The 15,603-nt window shown below is 63.5% G+C and carries 10 protein-coding genes and 1 tRNA gene; 2 read left to right on the forward strand and 9 right to left on the reverse strand.

Annotated elements, in window-relative coordinates; translation table 11 throughout:
- Positions 1-5 precede the first annotated feature (5 nt).
- From WS95_RS26430 to WS95_RS26455, 7 genes are all read right to left on the reverse strand, one after another.
- On the reverse strand, positions 6-1,103 hold the full coding sequence (locus WS95_RS26430) for a toxic anion resistance protein (protein WP_059827002.1): 1,098 nt from the start codon (positions 1,101-1,103) through the stop codon (positions 6-8).
- A gap of 340 nt (positions 1,104-1,443) precedes the next feature.
- Positions 1,444-2,805: a virulence factor gene (locus tag WS95_RS26435; protein ID WP_257139950.1), complete on the reverse strand. Its 1,362-nt coding sequence runs from the start codon at positions 2,803-2,805 to the stop codon at positions 1,444-1,446.
- Positions 2,806-2,827: 22 nt separating this feature from the next.
- Complete coding sequence (locus WS95_RS34185) at positions 2,828-3,091, reverse strand: PAAR domain-containing protein (protein WP_027784933.1); 264 nt, start codon at positions 3,089-3,091, stop codon at positions 2,828-2,830.
- Positions 3,092-3,100: 9 nt separating this feature from the next.
- Positions 3,101-4,582 (reverse strand): virulence factor, encoded by a 1,482-nt coding sequence (locus WS95_RS26440; RefSeq protein WP_179950233.1) that lies wholly within the window; start codon positions 4,580-4,582, stop codon positions 3,101-3,103.
- On the reverse strand, positions 4,579-6,840 hold the full coding sequence (locus tag WS95_RS26445) for a T6SS effector phospholipase Tle3 domain-containing protein (RefSeq protein WP_059827006.1): 2,262 nt from the start codon (positions 6,838-6,840) through the stop codon (positions 4,579-4,581). Before WS95_RS26445 ends, WS95_RS26440 begins: the two co-directional genes overlap by 4 nt.
- A gap of 23 nt (positions 6,841-6,863) precedes the next feature.
- A complete protein-coding gene (locus WS95_RS26450) occupies positions 6,864-9,641 on the reverse strand; it encodes a type VI secretion system Vgr family protein (RefSeq protein ID WP_059827008.1) in 2,778 nt (925 codons plus the stop codon).
- Positions 9,642-10,059: 418 nt separating this feature from the next.
- On the reverse strand, positions 10,060-10,689 hold the full coding sequence (locus WS95_RS26455) for a LysE family translocator (RefSeq protein ID WP_059827010.1): 630 nt from the start codon (positions 10,687-10,689) through the stop codon (positions 10,060-10,062).
- Between the two features lie 338 nt (positions 10,690-11,027).
- On the opposite strand from WS95_RS26455, the gene WS95_RS26460 reads away from it, so the two are divergent.
- Entirely contained in the window at positions 11,028-13,208 is a 2,181-nt protein-coding gene (locus WS95_RS26460) for a TonB-dependent receptor (protein WP_059827012.1), read from the forward strand.
- A 57-nt stretch (positions 13,209-13,265) separates the two neighbouring features.
- Positions 13,266-13,356 (forward strand) — tRNA-Ser (locus WS95_RS26465).
- 4 nt (positions 13,357-13,360) lie between these two features.
- Here the strand turns inward: WS95_RS26465 and WS95_RS35175 are convergent.
- Both WS95_RS35175 and WS95_RS26470 read right to left on the reverse strand, forming a co-directional pair.
- Positions 13,361-13,552 (reverse strand): hypothetical protein, encoded by a 192-nt coding sequence (locus WS95_RS35175; protein ID WP_156444590.1) that lies wholly within the window; start codon positions 13,550-13,552, stop codon positions 13,361-13,363.
- A gap of 32 nt (positions 13,553-13,584) precedes the next feature.
- Entirely contained in the window at positions 13,585-15,600 is a 2,016-nt protein-coding gene (locus WS95_RS26470; RefSeq protein ID WP_059782066.1) for a sodium:solute symporter family protein, read from the reverse strand.
- Positions 15,601-15,603: the final 3 nt, after the last annotated feature.

The raw sequence follows: 15,603 nt of genomic DNA on the forward strand, positions 1-15,603 counted from the left end.
TTCTCTTAGTTGTGCTTCGGAGCGAATCGGGTGATCAGGTCCTGTTCGAGCTGGCGCAGGCGCGGCGCGTCCTGCTCGCGCTGGCGTTTGCCGTCGGCGATGATCTGCGTGATGTCGTCGAACGCGCCGAACAGCTGCTGCTGCGCGTATTCGAACGTGTCGGTCGAGATCGCCGGACGCTGGCCGAGCTTCGCGACTTCCTGCGCGTTCCGGCGATTCAGGTCGGCCTGCGCGCGGATCGCCTCGTCGGCCGCGTCGTACGTCGCGTTCGCGAGCGCCGCAGCGCGCTTCGTGCTGAGTTGCTCGAGATAGAGCGCGAACGCGTTGGTCCACGCGGGGATCAGCACGGTCTTGATCGTCATGAACTTCGACGTCAGCATGCGTTTCTGGTCCTGCTCCATCCGGATCTGCGGCGCGAGCTGCTTCGACATCAGCATCGCGCGATCGAGGTCGTCGAGCTTGCTTTCGAGTGCATCGACCTTGCGCTTCACGTCGAGCAGGCGCTGCGCGGCGAATGCATCGTCGGCCGGCTGCTGGCCGGCCGCGAGATGCGCGCGCAGCGTCGCGAGCGCCGTTTCGCCGTGCGCCTTCGACTGCGCGAGCTCCTGATGCAGCGCGTAATTGTCGTTGTACATCCGCTCGAGCTCGTCGATGCCGGCCTTCTGGCGCTGCGCATGGTTTTCGAGCTCGACGACGAGCGTGTCCATCCGCTTGCTCACCGACTCGTATTGCGACAGCAGCTTCTCCTTGGTCGAGCGAAACAGCCGCGTGACCTGCGGGAGCAGCCCGCCCTTGTCGGCGCCGCGCGGGTCGAGCCCCTTCGCGGTCGCGATCAGCTCGTTGAGCTTGTCGCCGAACTGGTCGGCATCCGACGCGCGGACGCTCGCGAGAATCTGCTGGGAGAAGGCGGCGATGCGCGTGCCCTGCGTCGCGCCGAGCTGATCGATCTCGTCGACGGTGATCAGGCGCGCGTGCTCCGTCGGCTGCGCTGCCGGCACGACGACGTTGGCGACGGCGGCCGGCACGGCGACGGGTGACGAAGACGAGGTGGACGGACGATCGCTGACCGCATCGGATTTGTTGTCGTCGAATAGCGGCTTCATGTGGCTACCACGTTTCCTTTTCTGCTTTTTGCTACGTGTTGTCGTGCGCGCGAGGCGCGCTTACGCGATTGCCGTCGTGCTCTCTCACGGGCGGCAGACGGACAATAAGGGGCGACGGGGCGGCACGTCAAGCCGGGCAACTCTTTCAATCACCATACGATATGTAAGACATGCGATAGGAATTCCGACACGGCCTCGGGACCCGTGTCTTGATGGAGCGCGAATCCGGATTTCCTCGTGCACATCGGCAAAGAGAAGCTGAAGGTATTTTGAAATAATCGGCTTCTCGCTATTCCGCTGATTGTTACAGATTGCTTAACGCAACCCCTTACGTCGCGTCCTAGTCCGAATAGCCTTGCGACGTCGGGCGCGCGTCGTGACGGCGGCCCCACCACGGCAAGTACGCGTTGTTCCCTCCGCGTGCGCGGAACCACTCCTTGTCGGGATCGATCGGCGTCAGCTTCGATGGTGCGACGACGACCACGGCCGTCGGACGCTCAGCGTCGGTCGTGCCCGCCACGAGCACGTTTCCGCCGAGATGTTTTGCGCGGCCGATCGCGAGCGCCACATCGGTCAGCGCCGCGCCGGCCCCCATGTCACCGAGCAGTGCCGACGTGTTGAAGGTCGCGCCGCGGAGGTCGCTTTCCGGCACGGCTTCCGCGAACCCTTGCAAAAGGGACGCGGCTCTTGCCGACGCGGCGGCGCTGCCCTTGCCTGCGTCGTGGATAACGTAGTTCAGCGACGAGACCGTGACGCCCGCATTGGCTGCGGCTGCGTCGATCGTCGACTTCCATGCCGGCACCGCGCGGCTGCCGCCCTGCTTCGCGTCGAGATCCTTGGCGCCGCCTTGCGCCGCCTTGCCGATCCATGCCAGCGGTTCGCGCTCGGTCTTCAGATCCGGGCCGGCGAGGAACAGCACCACCATGTTCTCGTTGATCTGTTCGTCGTGCGGGGGAAAACTGGGTGCGTCCCAGTTCATCACCCACACGCTTTTGTCGGGATGCGCGGCCAGGTAGTCCAGCGCCGCGTTCAGCGACGTGAAGCCGGCATTGCCGTGGCCCGACGTCACGTGTACGTCGGGCGGCGTATCGCGGATCCATAGATTTTTTGCGGAGGGGTTGCCGATTTCGTACATGTTTACCATTTCGTCGCTCAAGAACGCTCCGGCAACGACCGGGTCGAGCCGACCGGCGGGAAGTGCAAGCTCGACACGCACCCCGGCCAATTCACGCCACTCACGCTTGTACTTCGAGCCGATGGTGTAAAAATAATCGGGGTTCATCACGTAGCGCGTCCGAAACAACACGAGAAGTTCGCCGACGTATTTTTCATAGAACCCGGCAAACGACTCACGTCCCCGGTTGCCATCCGCGACGATGGATATCGCTTGCAAGGTCGAGTATTTCACGGGGTTGGTCCGGACCATATCGTCGTTGGCATTCGGCTTCACCAACCCGAGCGTCCACAGCAATTGCCACTCGGTCGGATAGTCACGACGCTGCAGCGGATTGAGCCATGCAAGCCCGACAACTTGAGCAACAAACGGCGCGGCAGACGCACCTTCGACGGATTGCGTCGATGCAGCGCGCGTCTCAACCCGCAGTGGCGAGCACGACAAGAGTGTCGCCATCACGATCGAGACGCACCCGATACGTCTGGCAAGAGTGAAACAGAGCATGAATACCCCGATCGAACCGGCCAACCCCACGCGCCGATCCGCAAATTCATTCCCGTCCGGACGACGCTAGACTCGAAATCAGCGTCGCACCGCACGATGTCTTGTGTCCATCGAATGCAGCCGGTTTCCCGTCGACGATGACCTGCGGATCGCCTTCGGCGATAAAGCAGGCCTGATGGCCCGCGATCGGGCAGACACACGTGTCACCGAGCCGGGCGACCGGCCGCCCCATCACTTCGCTGACAGCACTGCCGGTCACGACCTGACCGCCGTGGCTCGTTGCGTCGCCGACTCGAATGATGCCGCGCATGCGCGTTCCTTATTCCGAATAGCCTTGCGATGCCGGACGTGCGTCGTGACGGCGCCCCCACCACGGCAAGTACGCGTTGTTCTCGCCGCGTGCACGGAACCAGTCCTTGCCGGCGTCGATCGGCGTCAGCTTCGAAGGCGCGACGACGACCACTGCCGTCGGATGCTCCGTGTCGGTCGTTCCGGCCACGAGCACATTGCCACCGAGGTGATTCGCTCGGCCGATCGCCAGCGCCACATCGGTCAGCGCCGCGCCGGCGCCCATGTCACCGAGTAGCGCCGATGTATTGAAGGTCTGCGTACGGAAATCGTATTCGGGCAATACTTCCGTCAGCGTCTGCGACAGTGACGCAATGCGTGTCGATGCAGCATCGCTGCCCTTGCCCGCGTCGTGCACGATGTAATTCACCGACGACACCGGCACGCCTGCATTACTCGCCGCCGCATCGATCGTCGACTTCCATGCCTGCACCGCGCGGCTCGCTCCTTGCTTTGCCTCGAAATCCTTGACGTTGCTTCGTGCAGCCTTGCCGATCCAGGCCAGCGGTTCACGCTCGGTCTTCAGGTCGGGACCGGCGAGGAACAGCACCACCATGTTCTCGTTGATCTGTTCGTCCTTCGGCGGGAAACTCGGTGCGTCCCAGTTCATCACCCACGCGCTTTTGTCCGGGTGGGCGGCCAGATAGTCCAGTGCCGCGTTCAGCGACGTGAAGCCGGCATTCCCCTGCCCCGATGTCACATGCACATCCGGCGGTGTGTCGTGGCTCCATAAATTTTTAGCCGACGGATTGCCTATTTCGAAAAAATTAACAATCTGATCTCGCAAATGCGACGACGCCAGCTCAGGATCGAGTCGACCAGAGGGGATTGCCAGTTCGACATGCATGCCAGCCAATTCTCGCCACTTCTTCTGGCTATCCGATCCAACAGTGTAAAAATAATCTTCATTCGTGAAATATCGAGTCCGAAAAAGTACCAGCAACTCATTGACATACTTCTTATAGAACCCGGAAAACGATTCACGCCCCCAGCGGCCATCGGCCACGATAGAAATCGGTTGCAATGTTGAGTATTTTTTGGGATTGACCCGAACCATGTCATCGTTGACATTCGGCTTTACTAGGCCGAGCGTCCACAATATCTGCCACTCGGTGCTGTAATCCTTGCGCTGCAGCGGGTTCATCCAGCCAAGCCCGACGACCTGAGCCACGAATGGTCTGGACGCCCCGGCTCCGGTGACTGGAACCGCCTTCTCGTCCAATGAAGCCGCAACTGCTCGCGGGCCCGCAATCACCGTTGTAAATGCAAATACCATGATTGCTACAAGTCCTGGAACCAGGACTAACCGCTTCATCAAAGTTCCCATGCTCAACAATGCTCCTGTCCGCTCATCAGACGCAACCAATATCAAAACCGATACACCCAGCGCAAGAAGCAATGCACCGCCGGCGACTCCGAATCGACGCGGCCATGTAGCAATGGCCGATCTCATAAAATGCCTCCAAGCTTCAGGAAAAATCCGCCATCTCTTTCGTCGTGTATCTTGGAAGGCATTTTTGCATGATCATCCTTAACAACCCAATCCTGCAAAAATAATTTTTCACATTTCCCAGTTATAATATATTCCGCCATCTTACCATTTTGGCCCTCATCCCCCAAACCATTGGCAAATCGCCAATCGGCCTGAATCCTGATTTCCTCCAAATCCGTTTCAGTCAGATAACAGAGCCCAATTGCCACATCATAAGCCAACGCCTTCTCAGCATGGTCCTTGTTGGTCATGATGGTCGAATGGTTCGTTGGATTATTCTTGTCCCCGCCGTTCAGAATCTGAAATATCTCGTTGTTCCGCCATTCGGTATAGTCAGCGCTCGCTGCCCCCGGATTGTCCTCCCCAACCACATTTCCGAACTTGTCCACCCATCGACGGTTTCCGGATCTCCGCGCTTCCATCCGGAGAATGGAATGATCCTCATACCGCTGCGCAGCTTCGGACGCCGCATCCCCCTGCGCCTTCAGCGCATCACCCTCAGTCTTGAATTTTTCTGACTTCGCGTCGAAGTTGTCATACGGATCGTCATCGCGCTTGTTCTCCTTGTTGGCGTCACGCGCAGCCGACGGCGGATCGTAGCTCTCGTTGAAGCTCCCTTCCTCGATCGGTTTCCCTTGCGCATCGCAAGCGCCCGACGGTTTGTCGTAGCGAAACGCCTTCGGGAGAAAGCGCGTTTCCCTGTCGAGCATCGGTGCCGTGATCGGGATTTCCCAGTCTTTTGGCGGATCGGCATTGACCTTCATATCGGTCAAATTGAACAGATAGAGGGCGGGACTCGTTATCAGCGTCATGAACTTCGGGAACAACCCTTCATTGGAATGCATGCCTCGTCCAAGACCATACCGCGCGGGCGGTGATGGCGGATACCAGAAGCCTTCCTTCTGGTTCTTGTCCTTGCGCCAGTCGTCCTGCCAATACCGATAGAGCTTGTTCTCTCCGCCCACCTCGAAATTCGACGCGAATACGCGTTGGGAGAAAACACCCCACCCGTTCGTCGCACTGATTTCATCGATACTCATCCCGCGCCAGCCGATTCCCTGAACGGTCAAGGCGGAAATAACCTGATCGTGCGGGCAGCAGTACAGCGTCACTCTCCCGTAGGTGTTCTTCTGGTACAGCCCATGCGCCTCCCGGTCCTTGGCTGCGCTATACGGTTTGCCCCCGTTCTTCGACGGTCTCGCATTTTCCATCGCCCGATCGAGATCCTCCGCAGGCATCTCGAGCTCGGCCCGGGCACGCAGGATATCGAAGTACGCTCTCAGCGTTTCCTTGCGCGCGACATAGGTCTCGCGCCCCACGTGCCCGTTCTTGTCGCGCACCCCGCGCTGGGCCCATGAGTCGGTCATGTTGGCCTCGACGAGACTGTACGGGGGATTGGCGAGCACATAGGTGTCGGCGACGCAACGCCCTTTCTTGCCCCACTGATCCGTCACCTCGGGCAACCGGTCACCGAGAAACGCCGCGGCGAGACCGATCATGTTTCCCTGGCTGTGGCACACGATCGTGATCGGCGCGTCGGCCTGTCGCTTGCGGATCGATTCGACCAGGCGTGCCAGCCGCAGTGCGCCAAGCACACCGTAAGTGCGCGGTGGCGTGGAGTAGATTTTTCGATTGCCGACGCCGTTCATGTGCTGGACGGTCAGCCACAGAAAAAGCCGATCGTTCAACCCGTCGTTCCACAGATCCGGCAAACTCGTACACCCGCCCGCGAACGGACCACCGCCCCAGTAATTCTTCTCGTTGAGCATGATCTTGTCGCCATACTCCTTCAGCTCCTCCGCATTCGCGGCATAGCCCCACCGAAAATGGATGACGGGCGAAAAGGACGGATCGGGCTTGATGTACGTCTTCGACGACATGTCCGGATTCAGGAAACCGTCTGGCGTCAGGCTTTCGATATAGCTGACCGGCGTCATCTGCCCGGCCACCGGCCCCCAATGGAACAGCTGATCGTCATAACGCCCCATGCGCCGGTTCAATCCGGCACACAGCCCCTTCTCGGCCTCCTTGAACCATTCCCCTTCCGAATTCACCCCGTGCACGAAAATGACGACGCCCGGCAGTGGCATCTGCATCACGCACTCGAGGTCGTTGCGGTTGAACAGCATCGTCCCTGATCCACCGCCCACCGAAGTCTGCGACGGGTCGTCCGTCGACGGTTGCCCGCCCGGGTTCTGCGCAAAGTTGTAGTTCGACATGTTGTTTTTCTTGAAGACTCAGCTCAGGTTCTCGACTTGAAAAAGCGAACCGCCAATTGTTCGAACTGGTCGCTGCTGACCGGCGCCAGCTTGCCCTGCGCGTCGGTCTTCCCCTTGATCAATTCGCCCGACGCCTTTCGCACCTCGGCTTCCATGCCCTCGACCGGCTGCCCGTCGGTGGCCCGGACCAGCTTCGGCACCCGCCCCAGCGAGCCCTGGTCGAACTTCGGAAAATCGGCGCTCATGCTCGCCGGCCCGGCCCAGGTATGGGACGCCGACTTGACGGTGAAACTCCCCGGACATCCGAGCTCGATATCGCCGCCCTGCAGCTTCAGATACGCGCCGCCCGACGTCACGAACACGACCTGCTCGCTGGCCATACCCGCGAGCTTGCCGCCGCCCGCCGTCATCTGGATGTTCTTCGCCGAATCGATCTGCGTGTCGTCGTTCTGGCTCTGCAGCGCCACCTTCCCCTGGTTGGCGATCGCCGATACGCCGTCGCTGTGCGCGAACATCGCGACGCCATGCCCGGCCTGCAGGTTGATCCGCTGCCCGCTCGTGTACTGAAGATGGTTCTGCGCGACGACGTCGACGTTGCCGCCCGCGTGGGTCGTCACGGTCTTCGGGGTCGCCATGCTGATGCCGGCCGGCGCGGTGATGCCGATGGCCGCCATCGACGCGCCTGACGACTCGCCGCCGCCGGACGCCTCGCCATTCGGCCAGCCTTTCACCGTGGTCATGAGCGCATCGTGCGGTTGCGTATCGGGCGCCACGCCCTGATGCTGGCCCGCGTAGTCGCCGAGACTCTTGAACAGTTCGACGCATTCCTGCATCAGTTGCAGATACTCGTCCCGAGCGAGGTGGCCGTCGCTCGCGCGAAGCCGCTCCCAGGCCGAAATCAGCATCGCCTTGCCGCTGCGAATCGCCACGTGCGCATCGCTGCGCAATTCGGCGCCCTCGCCGCGCGCCGCCCCCTGCCCGTTGTCGCGCGGCTGCGTCAGATAGCCGAGGTTCAGCTGACTGTACGCATGCTCGCTCGCCAGCTGGCTGCTGATCTGCCCGGGCGTATCGTCGAAGCGGATCTGGTTGTACCGCTGCCCCTTGATTTCCTTCGTCTTCGTGCCGGAAAGATAGCGGTTGCCCGGCAGCGCGCCGGTATGGCTGAAGGTCGCCGGCATGTTCGGCCCGTTGGCCAGTACACCCATCACGACGAGCCGGTCCGGATCGCCGCCGATATGACCGATCAGCACTTCCATGCCGACGCGCGGCAACGTATTCGCGCCGAAACTCGGCCCGGCGAGCGCGCAGGCGACGCGTACCGGCGCACTGTCGGACGGCGTACCGCTCGTGCCGGCACCCTGTGCATGCGCATGATCGTCGGCGCTCAACCCCTGGATCCGCACGCGGATGCGGCCCATTTCGTCGCAGAACACTTCCTCGCCCTGCGGCCCGACGACGACCGCCGTCATCGGATGCACGGGCGGCAGATCGACGTGGGGATCGTAGGCCGGCGTCAGCGGCACGCCGCGCCGCACGCACGAGAACGTGTTCTCGTAGCGCCTGTCGTTTTCGTCGCCCGGCTTGCCGCTCACGTCGGTCGGCACCGCGTCGAACAGCACGCGGCTTGCCGCGAACAGCGATTGCGCGCGCTCGTTCAGTTCCTTCGGCAGGTTGTTCCGCACGCAATGATGAAGCGACGTGACGACGAACTGTCGCTGTTCGGCCGACAACATGTCGAGTTGCGGATGCTCCGCGAGTGCAAACCAGTGACCGACGGCCAAATCGCGCACATTGCTCACGCCGTCGACGGATTCGGCGCGCAGTTCATGCGCCAGCATCCGGTCCTTGCCGATCCGGTCGAGATCGGACGACGAATCCCCGGCATGCGGGATATCGATGACGACGTCGGCCAGCAAATGCCCGAGGTCGTTGCCGCCGTCGCCCTGATCGACGATCGTCGCCTGCTCGGTTTGCGACATCCGGCCGCTCTTGTAGTCCCACGTCGGCCGGACGATCTTGCCCGGGATCAATCGGCGGCTCGTCGCCCACAGCGTGATCGAGTCGCGCTCTTCGGTGGCGGCGTCGCGGTGGTAGCGGACGGTGCCGGCGGCCGTCTGCGGCAACTTCATCGAGTCGTCGGCAAAGACGAGCGTGTGGACCGGCGTGTCGTGCGCATTACCGCTCGCCCGCTCGCCGGCCTTGCCCGCCTTGACGAAGACGGTCGCCCCCTCCCGTCGCAACAGCCGCCGGATGAAATGCGCATCCGACTCGTTGACCTGCCTCGTGAGTTCACGCGCGGGGTAACGCTCGGCTTGCAGACCGGACAGGTCGAACTCGAATGCGCCCGCGAGCGCCGAGCTGCGCTGGCGCCATTCCTGAAGCAGCACCCCCAGGATGTCGGGCAGGCTCTTGGACCGGAACAACCGCGAATTGGTCCGCCGCTCCATCACGGACAGGACGTCGCGAATCGTCAGCTGGTAGCAGGTCAGCGAACCGTCCGATTGTCCGGTGCGAACGTCGGTGACAATGCCGTTGATGGTATGGAGACGCCCGCGATCGGTCGTCATCTCGACGGAGACTGGCAGCCCGATGAAGCTGCGGATCGGCAGATCGGCCCGTGCCGACACGCAGGTCAAATGCCCGTCGATACCGGTCATCAACCCTTCGCGGATATCGGCATACTGGAGCGCAAGTACTTGCTCGAGCGTTTTCTGGGCGGGCCCCCAGTTCATGCGAACCGGCCGATTGTTCTGATCGACCACCCCCGACGCAAACGTGCGCAGCAATTCGGCTGTATTCACAGCGTGACTCTCAGGATTTTGTTTGACTTCGTTGTTCGGCGAGCAATCACGCCCGCTGGTCCGCCCTGGGAGTGCCGCCCGTCTGATTTTCGGCGAGCATAGCAAATTTGTCAGGTTGGTGACGGCTTTTTGACAGGATTTAGAATCTTTTTTGCAAAGCGCCAAACGGGCTCAACCCTTCACATTCTTTCGAAACGGGCCGGTCCCGTCCCGTGCCCCTCGATCGTCGCTCCGGTGTCGTTCCCGTATGTGCCCCGCCTCTCCAATACGGGCCGAACGAACGGCACCACTACGTCACGAATCGTGACATCCCCTCGCCTGTCGATACCGACGAACGTCGCGCCGAAACACCGACCGTCGGCCACGTCATGCGTCCTGATGGCACGGCGCCAAGCCGCTTCCCCGCTCCGTCACCGCGTCAATGCACGGCCTTGAGATACAGCGCAACGTACCCCGCGAGCATCAGCAGCAGCGATCCGCTGATCCGGTTCAGCCACTTCTCGCCGGCCGCCTTCCATACGCGAACCGAATGCACGCCCAGCAGCGCGTAACCGGTCATCCCGATTACATCGATGGCGACGATCGTCGCCGCGAGCATCGCGTACTGCGGCGCGATCGCATGCGACCGGTCGACGAATTGCGGCAGCAGCGCGGACATGAACAGGTAGTACTTCGGATTGCTCATCGCGACGAAAAAGCTCTTCAGAAAAGCGCTCCGGCGATCGGGCGTCGCGGGCACGCAAGGCTGTGCAGCCGCGGCCCCGCGGCTCGACATAAGCATCCGGATGCCGACATACGCGAGCCACGCCGCACCGAGCAGCTTCAGCGTCACGAACGCCGTTTCCGACGCGTCGAGCAGCACGCCGAGGCCGAACCCGACCAGCGCGACGAGCACGACGTCGGCGGTGACGGCGCCGAGCATGCCGACCATCGCGTGACGCAATCCGTAGCGCGAACCGTTGCTCATCGCGAGCAACACCGTCGGGCCGGGCGTCGCGACACCGACGGACAGGATCAGCGCAAAGGCGAGCAAGGCGGAGAGCGACATGGCGTGGCGTTCCTTTTGAAGAGAGCGGTACGGACGGCATCGGCATGATCGGCCGACAGGCCGCAACCGATGCGTACGTTTGTTACGACGAATACGGATTTAGCATGATCGCATGTCCATCCCGACGCCTGCCCGGCGGATGAGCGCCGTCGTCGGCGAGCGGCACCCGGTTATCTCAAATAGTGGACTGATCTTTCCGTAAACGACAATGATTCTCGTTTACGTTAGACTCCGCCGCTCGACAAAAACACGTCCGCGACAGTACGGACGCGTCACGCCGCCCGGATTCCGACTCGCCACCCCGGGATGGATCACCGACCACACCCGATTTGCGTTCCATGTCGACACGTTCGTTACCCGTCCGGCGTCTCACGCCGATTGCCTTCGGCATTGCGCTCGCCTGCACCTTCCCGGCCGCCGCCCGGGCCCAACAGGCCACTTCCGCCGCCAACGCCGCACCCGACGCCACCGTGCTGCCGTCGATCAACGTGACCGGCGCGGCCGAGCCGCTGCCCGGCGACCTCGCCCCGACCTACGCCGGCGGCCAGGTCGCGCGCGGCGCGGATTTCGGCGTGCTCGGCCGGCAAAAGGCGAGCGACGTGCCGTTCAGCATGACCACCTACACGTCGAAACTGATCGAGGACCAGCAGGCGCGCACGCTCGCCGACGTGCTCGACAACGATCCGGCCGTGCGCAGCGCCTCCGGCTACGGCAACTTCTCGCAGGTCTTCGTCATCCGCGGTTTCGAGCTCGCCGGCGACGACGTGTCGCTGAACGGCCTGTACGGCGTCACGCCGCGGCAGCTCGTCCAGACCGATGCGGTCGAGCGTGTCGACGTGTTCAAGGGCGCGAATGCATTCCTGAACGGTGCATCGCCGAACGGCTCGGCGGTCGGCGGCGGCGTGAACCTGCAACTGAAACGCGCGGACGACAAGCCGCTCACGCGCGTCACCGTCGACGGCGCCACGTCCGGCTCGCTCGGCACGCATGTCGACATCGGCCGCCGCTTCGGCAGCGAAGGCCAGTTCGGCGTGCGCGTGAACCAGTCGGTCAGCGGCGGCGACACCGCCGTCGACGACGAGCGCCGCCGCAGCAACGTGACGGCGGTGTCGCTCGACTGGCGCGGCGACAAGCTGCGCCTGTCCGGCGACTTCCTGTATCAGCGGCAGCGGATCGACAACGGCCGCCCGGTCGTGCTCGTCAGCGGCAATCAGTTGCCCGCCGTGCCGTCCGCGACGCACAACTATGCGCAGCCGTGGAGCTTCAGCGAACTCGAGGACACGGTCGGCATCGTGCGCGCCGAGTACGACTTCCTGCCCGCGTGGACGGCCTACGTATCGGCCGGCGCACGCCATACGAACGAGCACGGCGACTATTACACGCCGACTTACTCGTCGTCCGGCACGACCGGCTCGCGCCTGAGCGTGCCGCACAAGGAAGATGCGCAGTCTGCCGAAGCCGGCGTGCGCGGCCGCTTCACGACCGGCCCCGTGTCGCACTTCGTGACGGTCGGCGCGTCGTTCATCCGCATCGACAGCCAGTCCGCGTACACGATGTCGAACGCGTTCCCGACGACGCTCTACGATCCGGCGCCGCTCGCGCCCCCGCCAACCGCCTACGCAGGCGGCGACATGAACGATCCGGGCACCGTCACGAAGACCTGGCTGCGCAGCCTCGCGGTATCCGATACGCTCGGCTTCCTCGACGACCGCGTGCTGTTCACGATCGGCGCGCGGCGCCAGTCGATCTCGGTCGACAACTTCGACTACACGGGCGCGGTCGCCACCACCTACAGCGACGCGATCACGACGCCGGTGTTCGGTCTCGTCGTGAAGCCGTGGCGCAACGTGTCGATCTTCGCGAACCGCAGCGAAGCGCTCGCACAGGGCGAGATCGCGCCGAACACCGCACGCAACGCGGGCCAGGCGCTGTCGCCGTACCGATCGAAGCAATATGAAGCCGGCGTCCGCTACGACACCGACAAGTACGGCGCGTCGCTTGCGCTGTTCCAGATCGAGAAGCCGATGGCGTACACCGATCCGGCGACGAACCTGTTCGGCGCCGACGGCACGCAGCGGCACCGCGGCATCGAGACGGCCGTGTACGGCGAGCCGTGGAAAGGCGTGCGGCTGATCGCGGGCGCGACGTATCTCGACGCGACGCTGCGGAACACGGCGGGCGGCGCGAACGACGGCCACCGGCCGATCGGCGTGCCGTCGTTCCTGCTCAACGCGGGCGCCGAATACGACGTGCCGATGCTGAACGGGCTCACGCTGACCGCGCGCTGGATCCACACGGGGCCGCAGTACCTGGACGTCGCGAACACGATGTCGATCCGGGCGTGGGACCGCTTCGATCTCGGCGCGCGTTACGCGACGGACGTGTTCGGCAAGAAGACGACGTTCCGTGCAACCGTGCGCAACGTCGCGAACAAGTCGTACTGGTCGTCGACGATCGGCGGATATCTGACGCAGGGCGACCCGCGCTCGGTGTGGCTGTCGGTGACGACGGATTTCTGATGGGCGCCGAAGGGAGTGGCGGGCAGCCGCCAGAGTTTGCTATACTCTCGGTCTTCCGGAGAGATGGATGAGTGGTTTAAGTCGCACGCCTGGAAAGCGTGTATAGGTTAATCGCCTATCGGGGGTTCGAATCCCCCTCTCTCCGCCAGTATTCAATGCCCGCGCCAGCGGGCATTTTCGTTTCCGGAGAAAAGCAGGCCGATGGTTCGGCGGCGGGATTCGAACGGATTCGCTTGCAATCGAATCCGCGGAATCCGCGGCCAGCGCTTGTGCGGGCGAATCGCCCTCTCCTCGCCAAAAGCACGAAGCCAGCCGATTTCCTGAGAAGTCAGGGGGCTTTCCATTCGGCACGTCGACACCCTGCTCCCGCCTGCGCTCACGGATGCCGAATGTAATCCACCAGCGCCCGCGTATATTCATCCGGCCGCTTGTCGCACAGACTCACCGCGATCGCCACCGCGAACCCCGCCGGCACGCCGAACACGCCTGAGCTGATCGGCTCGATCCCGAACCACGCGCGCCCGGCGAACCCGGTCAGTTGCGTGAAGAACGGATAAGTCGACACGATGTAGTACACGCACACCGCCAAGCCCGTCACCATCCCGGCGATCGCGCCGCGCGTCGTCGTGCGTTTCCAGAACACGCCCAGCACCAGCACCGGAAAGAAGCTCGACGCCGCCAGCGAAAACGCGGCGCCGACGAGAAACAGGATCTTTCCGGTATTGAGCGACGCGACATACGACGCGAACAGCGCCACCCCCAGCAGCAGCACCTTCGAGATCGTCACGCGCCGCTGGCTCGTCGCATCGGGCGCGACCATGCAGTAATAGACGTCATGCGACAGCGCGTTCGCGATCGTCAGCAGCAGCCCGTCCGCGGTCGACAGCGCCGCGGCCAGCGCACCGGCCGCGATCAAACCCGACACCACGTACGGCAGCCCCGCGATCTCCGGCGCGGCCAGGACGACCATGTCCGGCTGCATCTGGATTTCCGACCAGTGCACGATGCCGTCGCGAATCACCTCGACGACGCTGATCAGGTCGGGTTCGAAGTGATGCCATTGCGTGACCCACGCCGGCAATTCGGCGAACGGCCGCCCGACGAGATTCGCGAGGATCTCGTACTTGATCAGCACCGCGAGCACCGGCACGCTCAGGTAGAACAGCGCGATGAAGAACAGCGTCCAGCCGACGGAGCGCCGGGCGGACGCGACCGACGTGGTCGTGTTGTAGCGCGTCAGGATGTGCGGCAGGCTCGCGGTGCCGAGCGACAGGCACAGCAGCAGCGCGAGGAAATTCCGCTCGCGCGGCTTGCGTTCGTCTTCGCTCGCAGCCGGAAACGGCTCGTGCATCGGCACGGGCGGCTCGGCACGCGCGAGGAGGTCGTCGCGCGCCTGTGTCCACGCCACGCGCGCCGCCGCCGGATCGCGCGGGAAATCGGCCAGCTCGCGCTCGAGCTGGCTGATCTCGCGCAGCGGCCCGTTGTGGCGCCGCAGGTCGGCAAGCCGGTCGACGAGATGCCGGCGCGCGTCCGCATGGGACGCCGGCAACCGGTCGAGCCGCGTCTGGATCTCCGCGGCTTGCCGGCGGTACGCATCGCGCACCTGCTGCTCGTCGCGCGCGTCGCGCACCTGCGCCTCGCGCGCCGCGACGCGCTCCATCAGCTTGCCGTAATTGAACTGCGGCACGGGCCCGAGGCCATTCTTCATCGCGATCAGCGACACCGGAATCAGGATCGCGCTGATCAAGATGATGTACTGCGCGACCTGCGTCCACGTGACCGCCCGCATCCCGCCGAGAAACGAGCACACGAGAATGCCCGCGAGGCCGCAGAAGATGCCGATCGCGAAATCGACGCCGATGAAGCGCGTCGCGATCAGGCCGATCCCCTGGATCTGCGCGACCAGATACACGAACGAACACAGGATCGCCGCACCGGCGGCGAGCGCGCGCACGGCCGTGCTCGAAAAGCGCGTGCCGAGAAAATCGGGAATCGTGTAGCGCGCGAGCTTGCGCACATACGGCGCGAGCAGGAACGCGACGAGGCAGAACCCGCCCGTCCAGCCCATCACGTACGCGAGCGCGTCGTAACCGGTGGCGTAGAGCGAGCCGGCCAGGCCGATGAACGACGCGGCCGACAGCCAGTCGGCCGCCGTCGCCATCCCGTTGAACGCGGACGGCACGCGCCGCCCGGCCACGTAGTACTCGACAAGGTCGGACGTGCGCGACAACAACCCGATCACCGCATACACGGCGATCGGCACGAACAGGAACACGTAGCCGATCCAGACGCCCGAGCCCGTCGCGCGCTCGATCCGCCACATCAGCAGCACGAACCCGAGAAACCCGAGCGTGTAGAGCGCGTACGCGCGTATCAGTCGATGCGTCAGCATGAA

This window comes from Burkholderia sp. MSMB1826 (assembly GCF_001526325.1).
Taxonomy (GTDB): Bacteria; Pseudomonadota; Gammaproteobacteria; order Burkholderiales; family Burkholderiaceae; genus Burkholderia.

What these genes read in the sequence shown, in the direction of transcription:
- WS95_RS26430 (WP_059827002.1), bottom strand. Translation starts at nt 1,103, where the DNA reads ATGAAGCCGCTATTCGACGACAACAAATCCGATGCGGTCAGCGATCGT.
- WS95_RS34185 (WP_027784933.1), bottom strand. Translation starts at nt 3,091, where the DNA reads ATGCGCGGCATCATTCGAGTCGGCGACGCAACGAGCCACGGCGGTCAG.
- WS95_RS26440 (WP_179950233.1), bottom strand. Translation starts at nt 4,582, where the DNA reads ATGAGATCGGCCATTGCTACATGGCCGCGTCGATTCGGAGTCGCCGGC.
- WS95_RS26445 (WP_059827006.1), bottom strand. Translation starts at nt 6,840, where the DNA reads ATGTCGAACTACAACTTTGCGCAGAACCCGGGCGGGCAACCGTCGACG.
- WS95_RS26455 (WP_059827010.1), bottom strand. Translation starts at nt 10,689, where the DNA reads ATGTCGCTCTCCGCCTTGCTCGCCTTTGCGCTGATCCTGTCCGTCGGT.
- WS95_RS26460 (WP_059827012.1), top strand. Translation starts at nt 11,028, where the DNA reads ATGTCGACACGTTCGTTACCCGTCCGGCGTCTCACGCCGATTGCCTTC.
- WS95_RS35175 (WP_156444590.1), bottom strand. Translation starts at nt 13,552, where the DNA reads ATGGAAAGCCCCCTGACTTCTCAGGAAATCGGCTGGCTTCGTGCTTTT.
- WS95_RS26470 (WP_059782066.1), bottom strand. Translation starts at nt 15,600, where the DNA reads ATGCTGACGCATCGACTGATACGCGCGTACGCGCTCTACACGCTCGGG.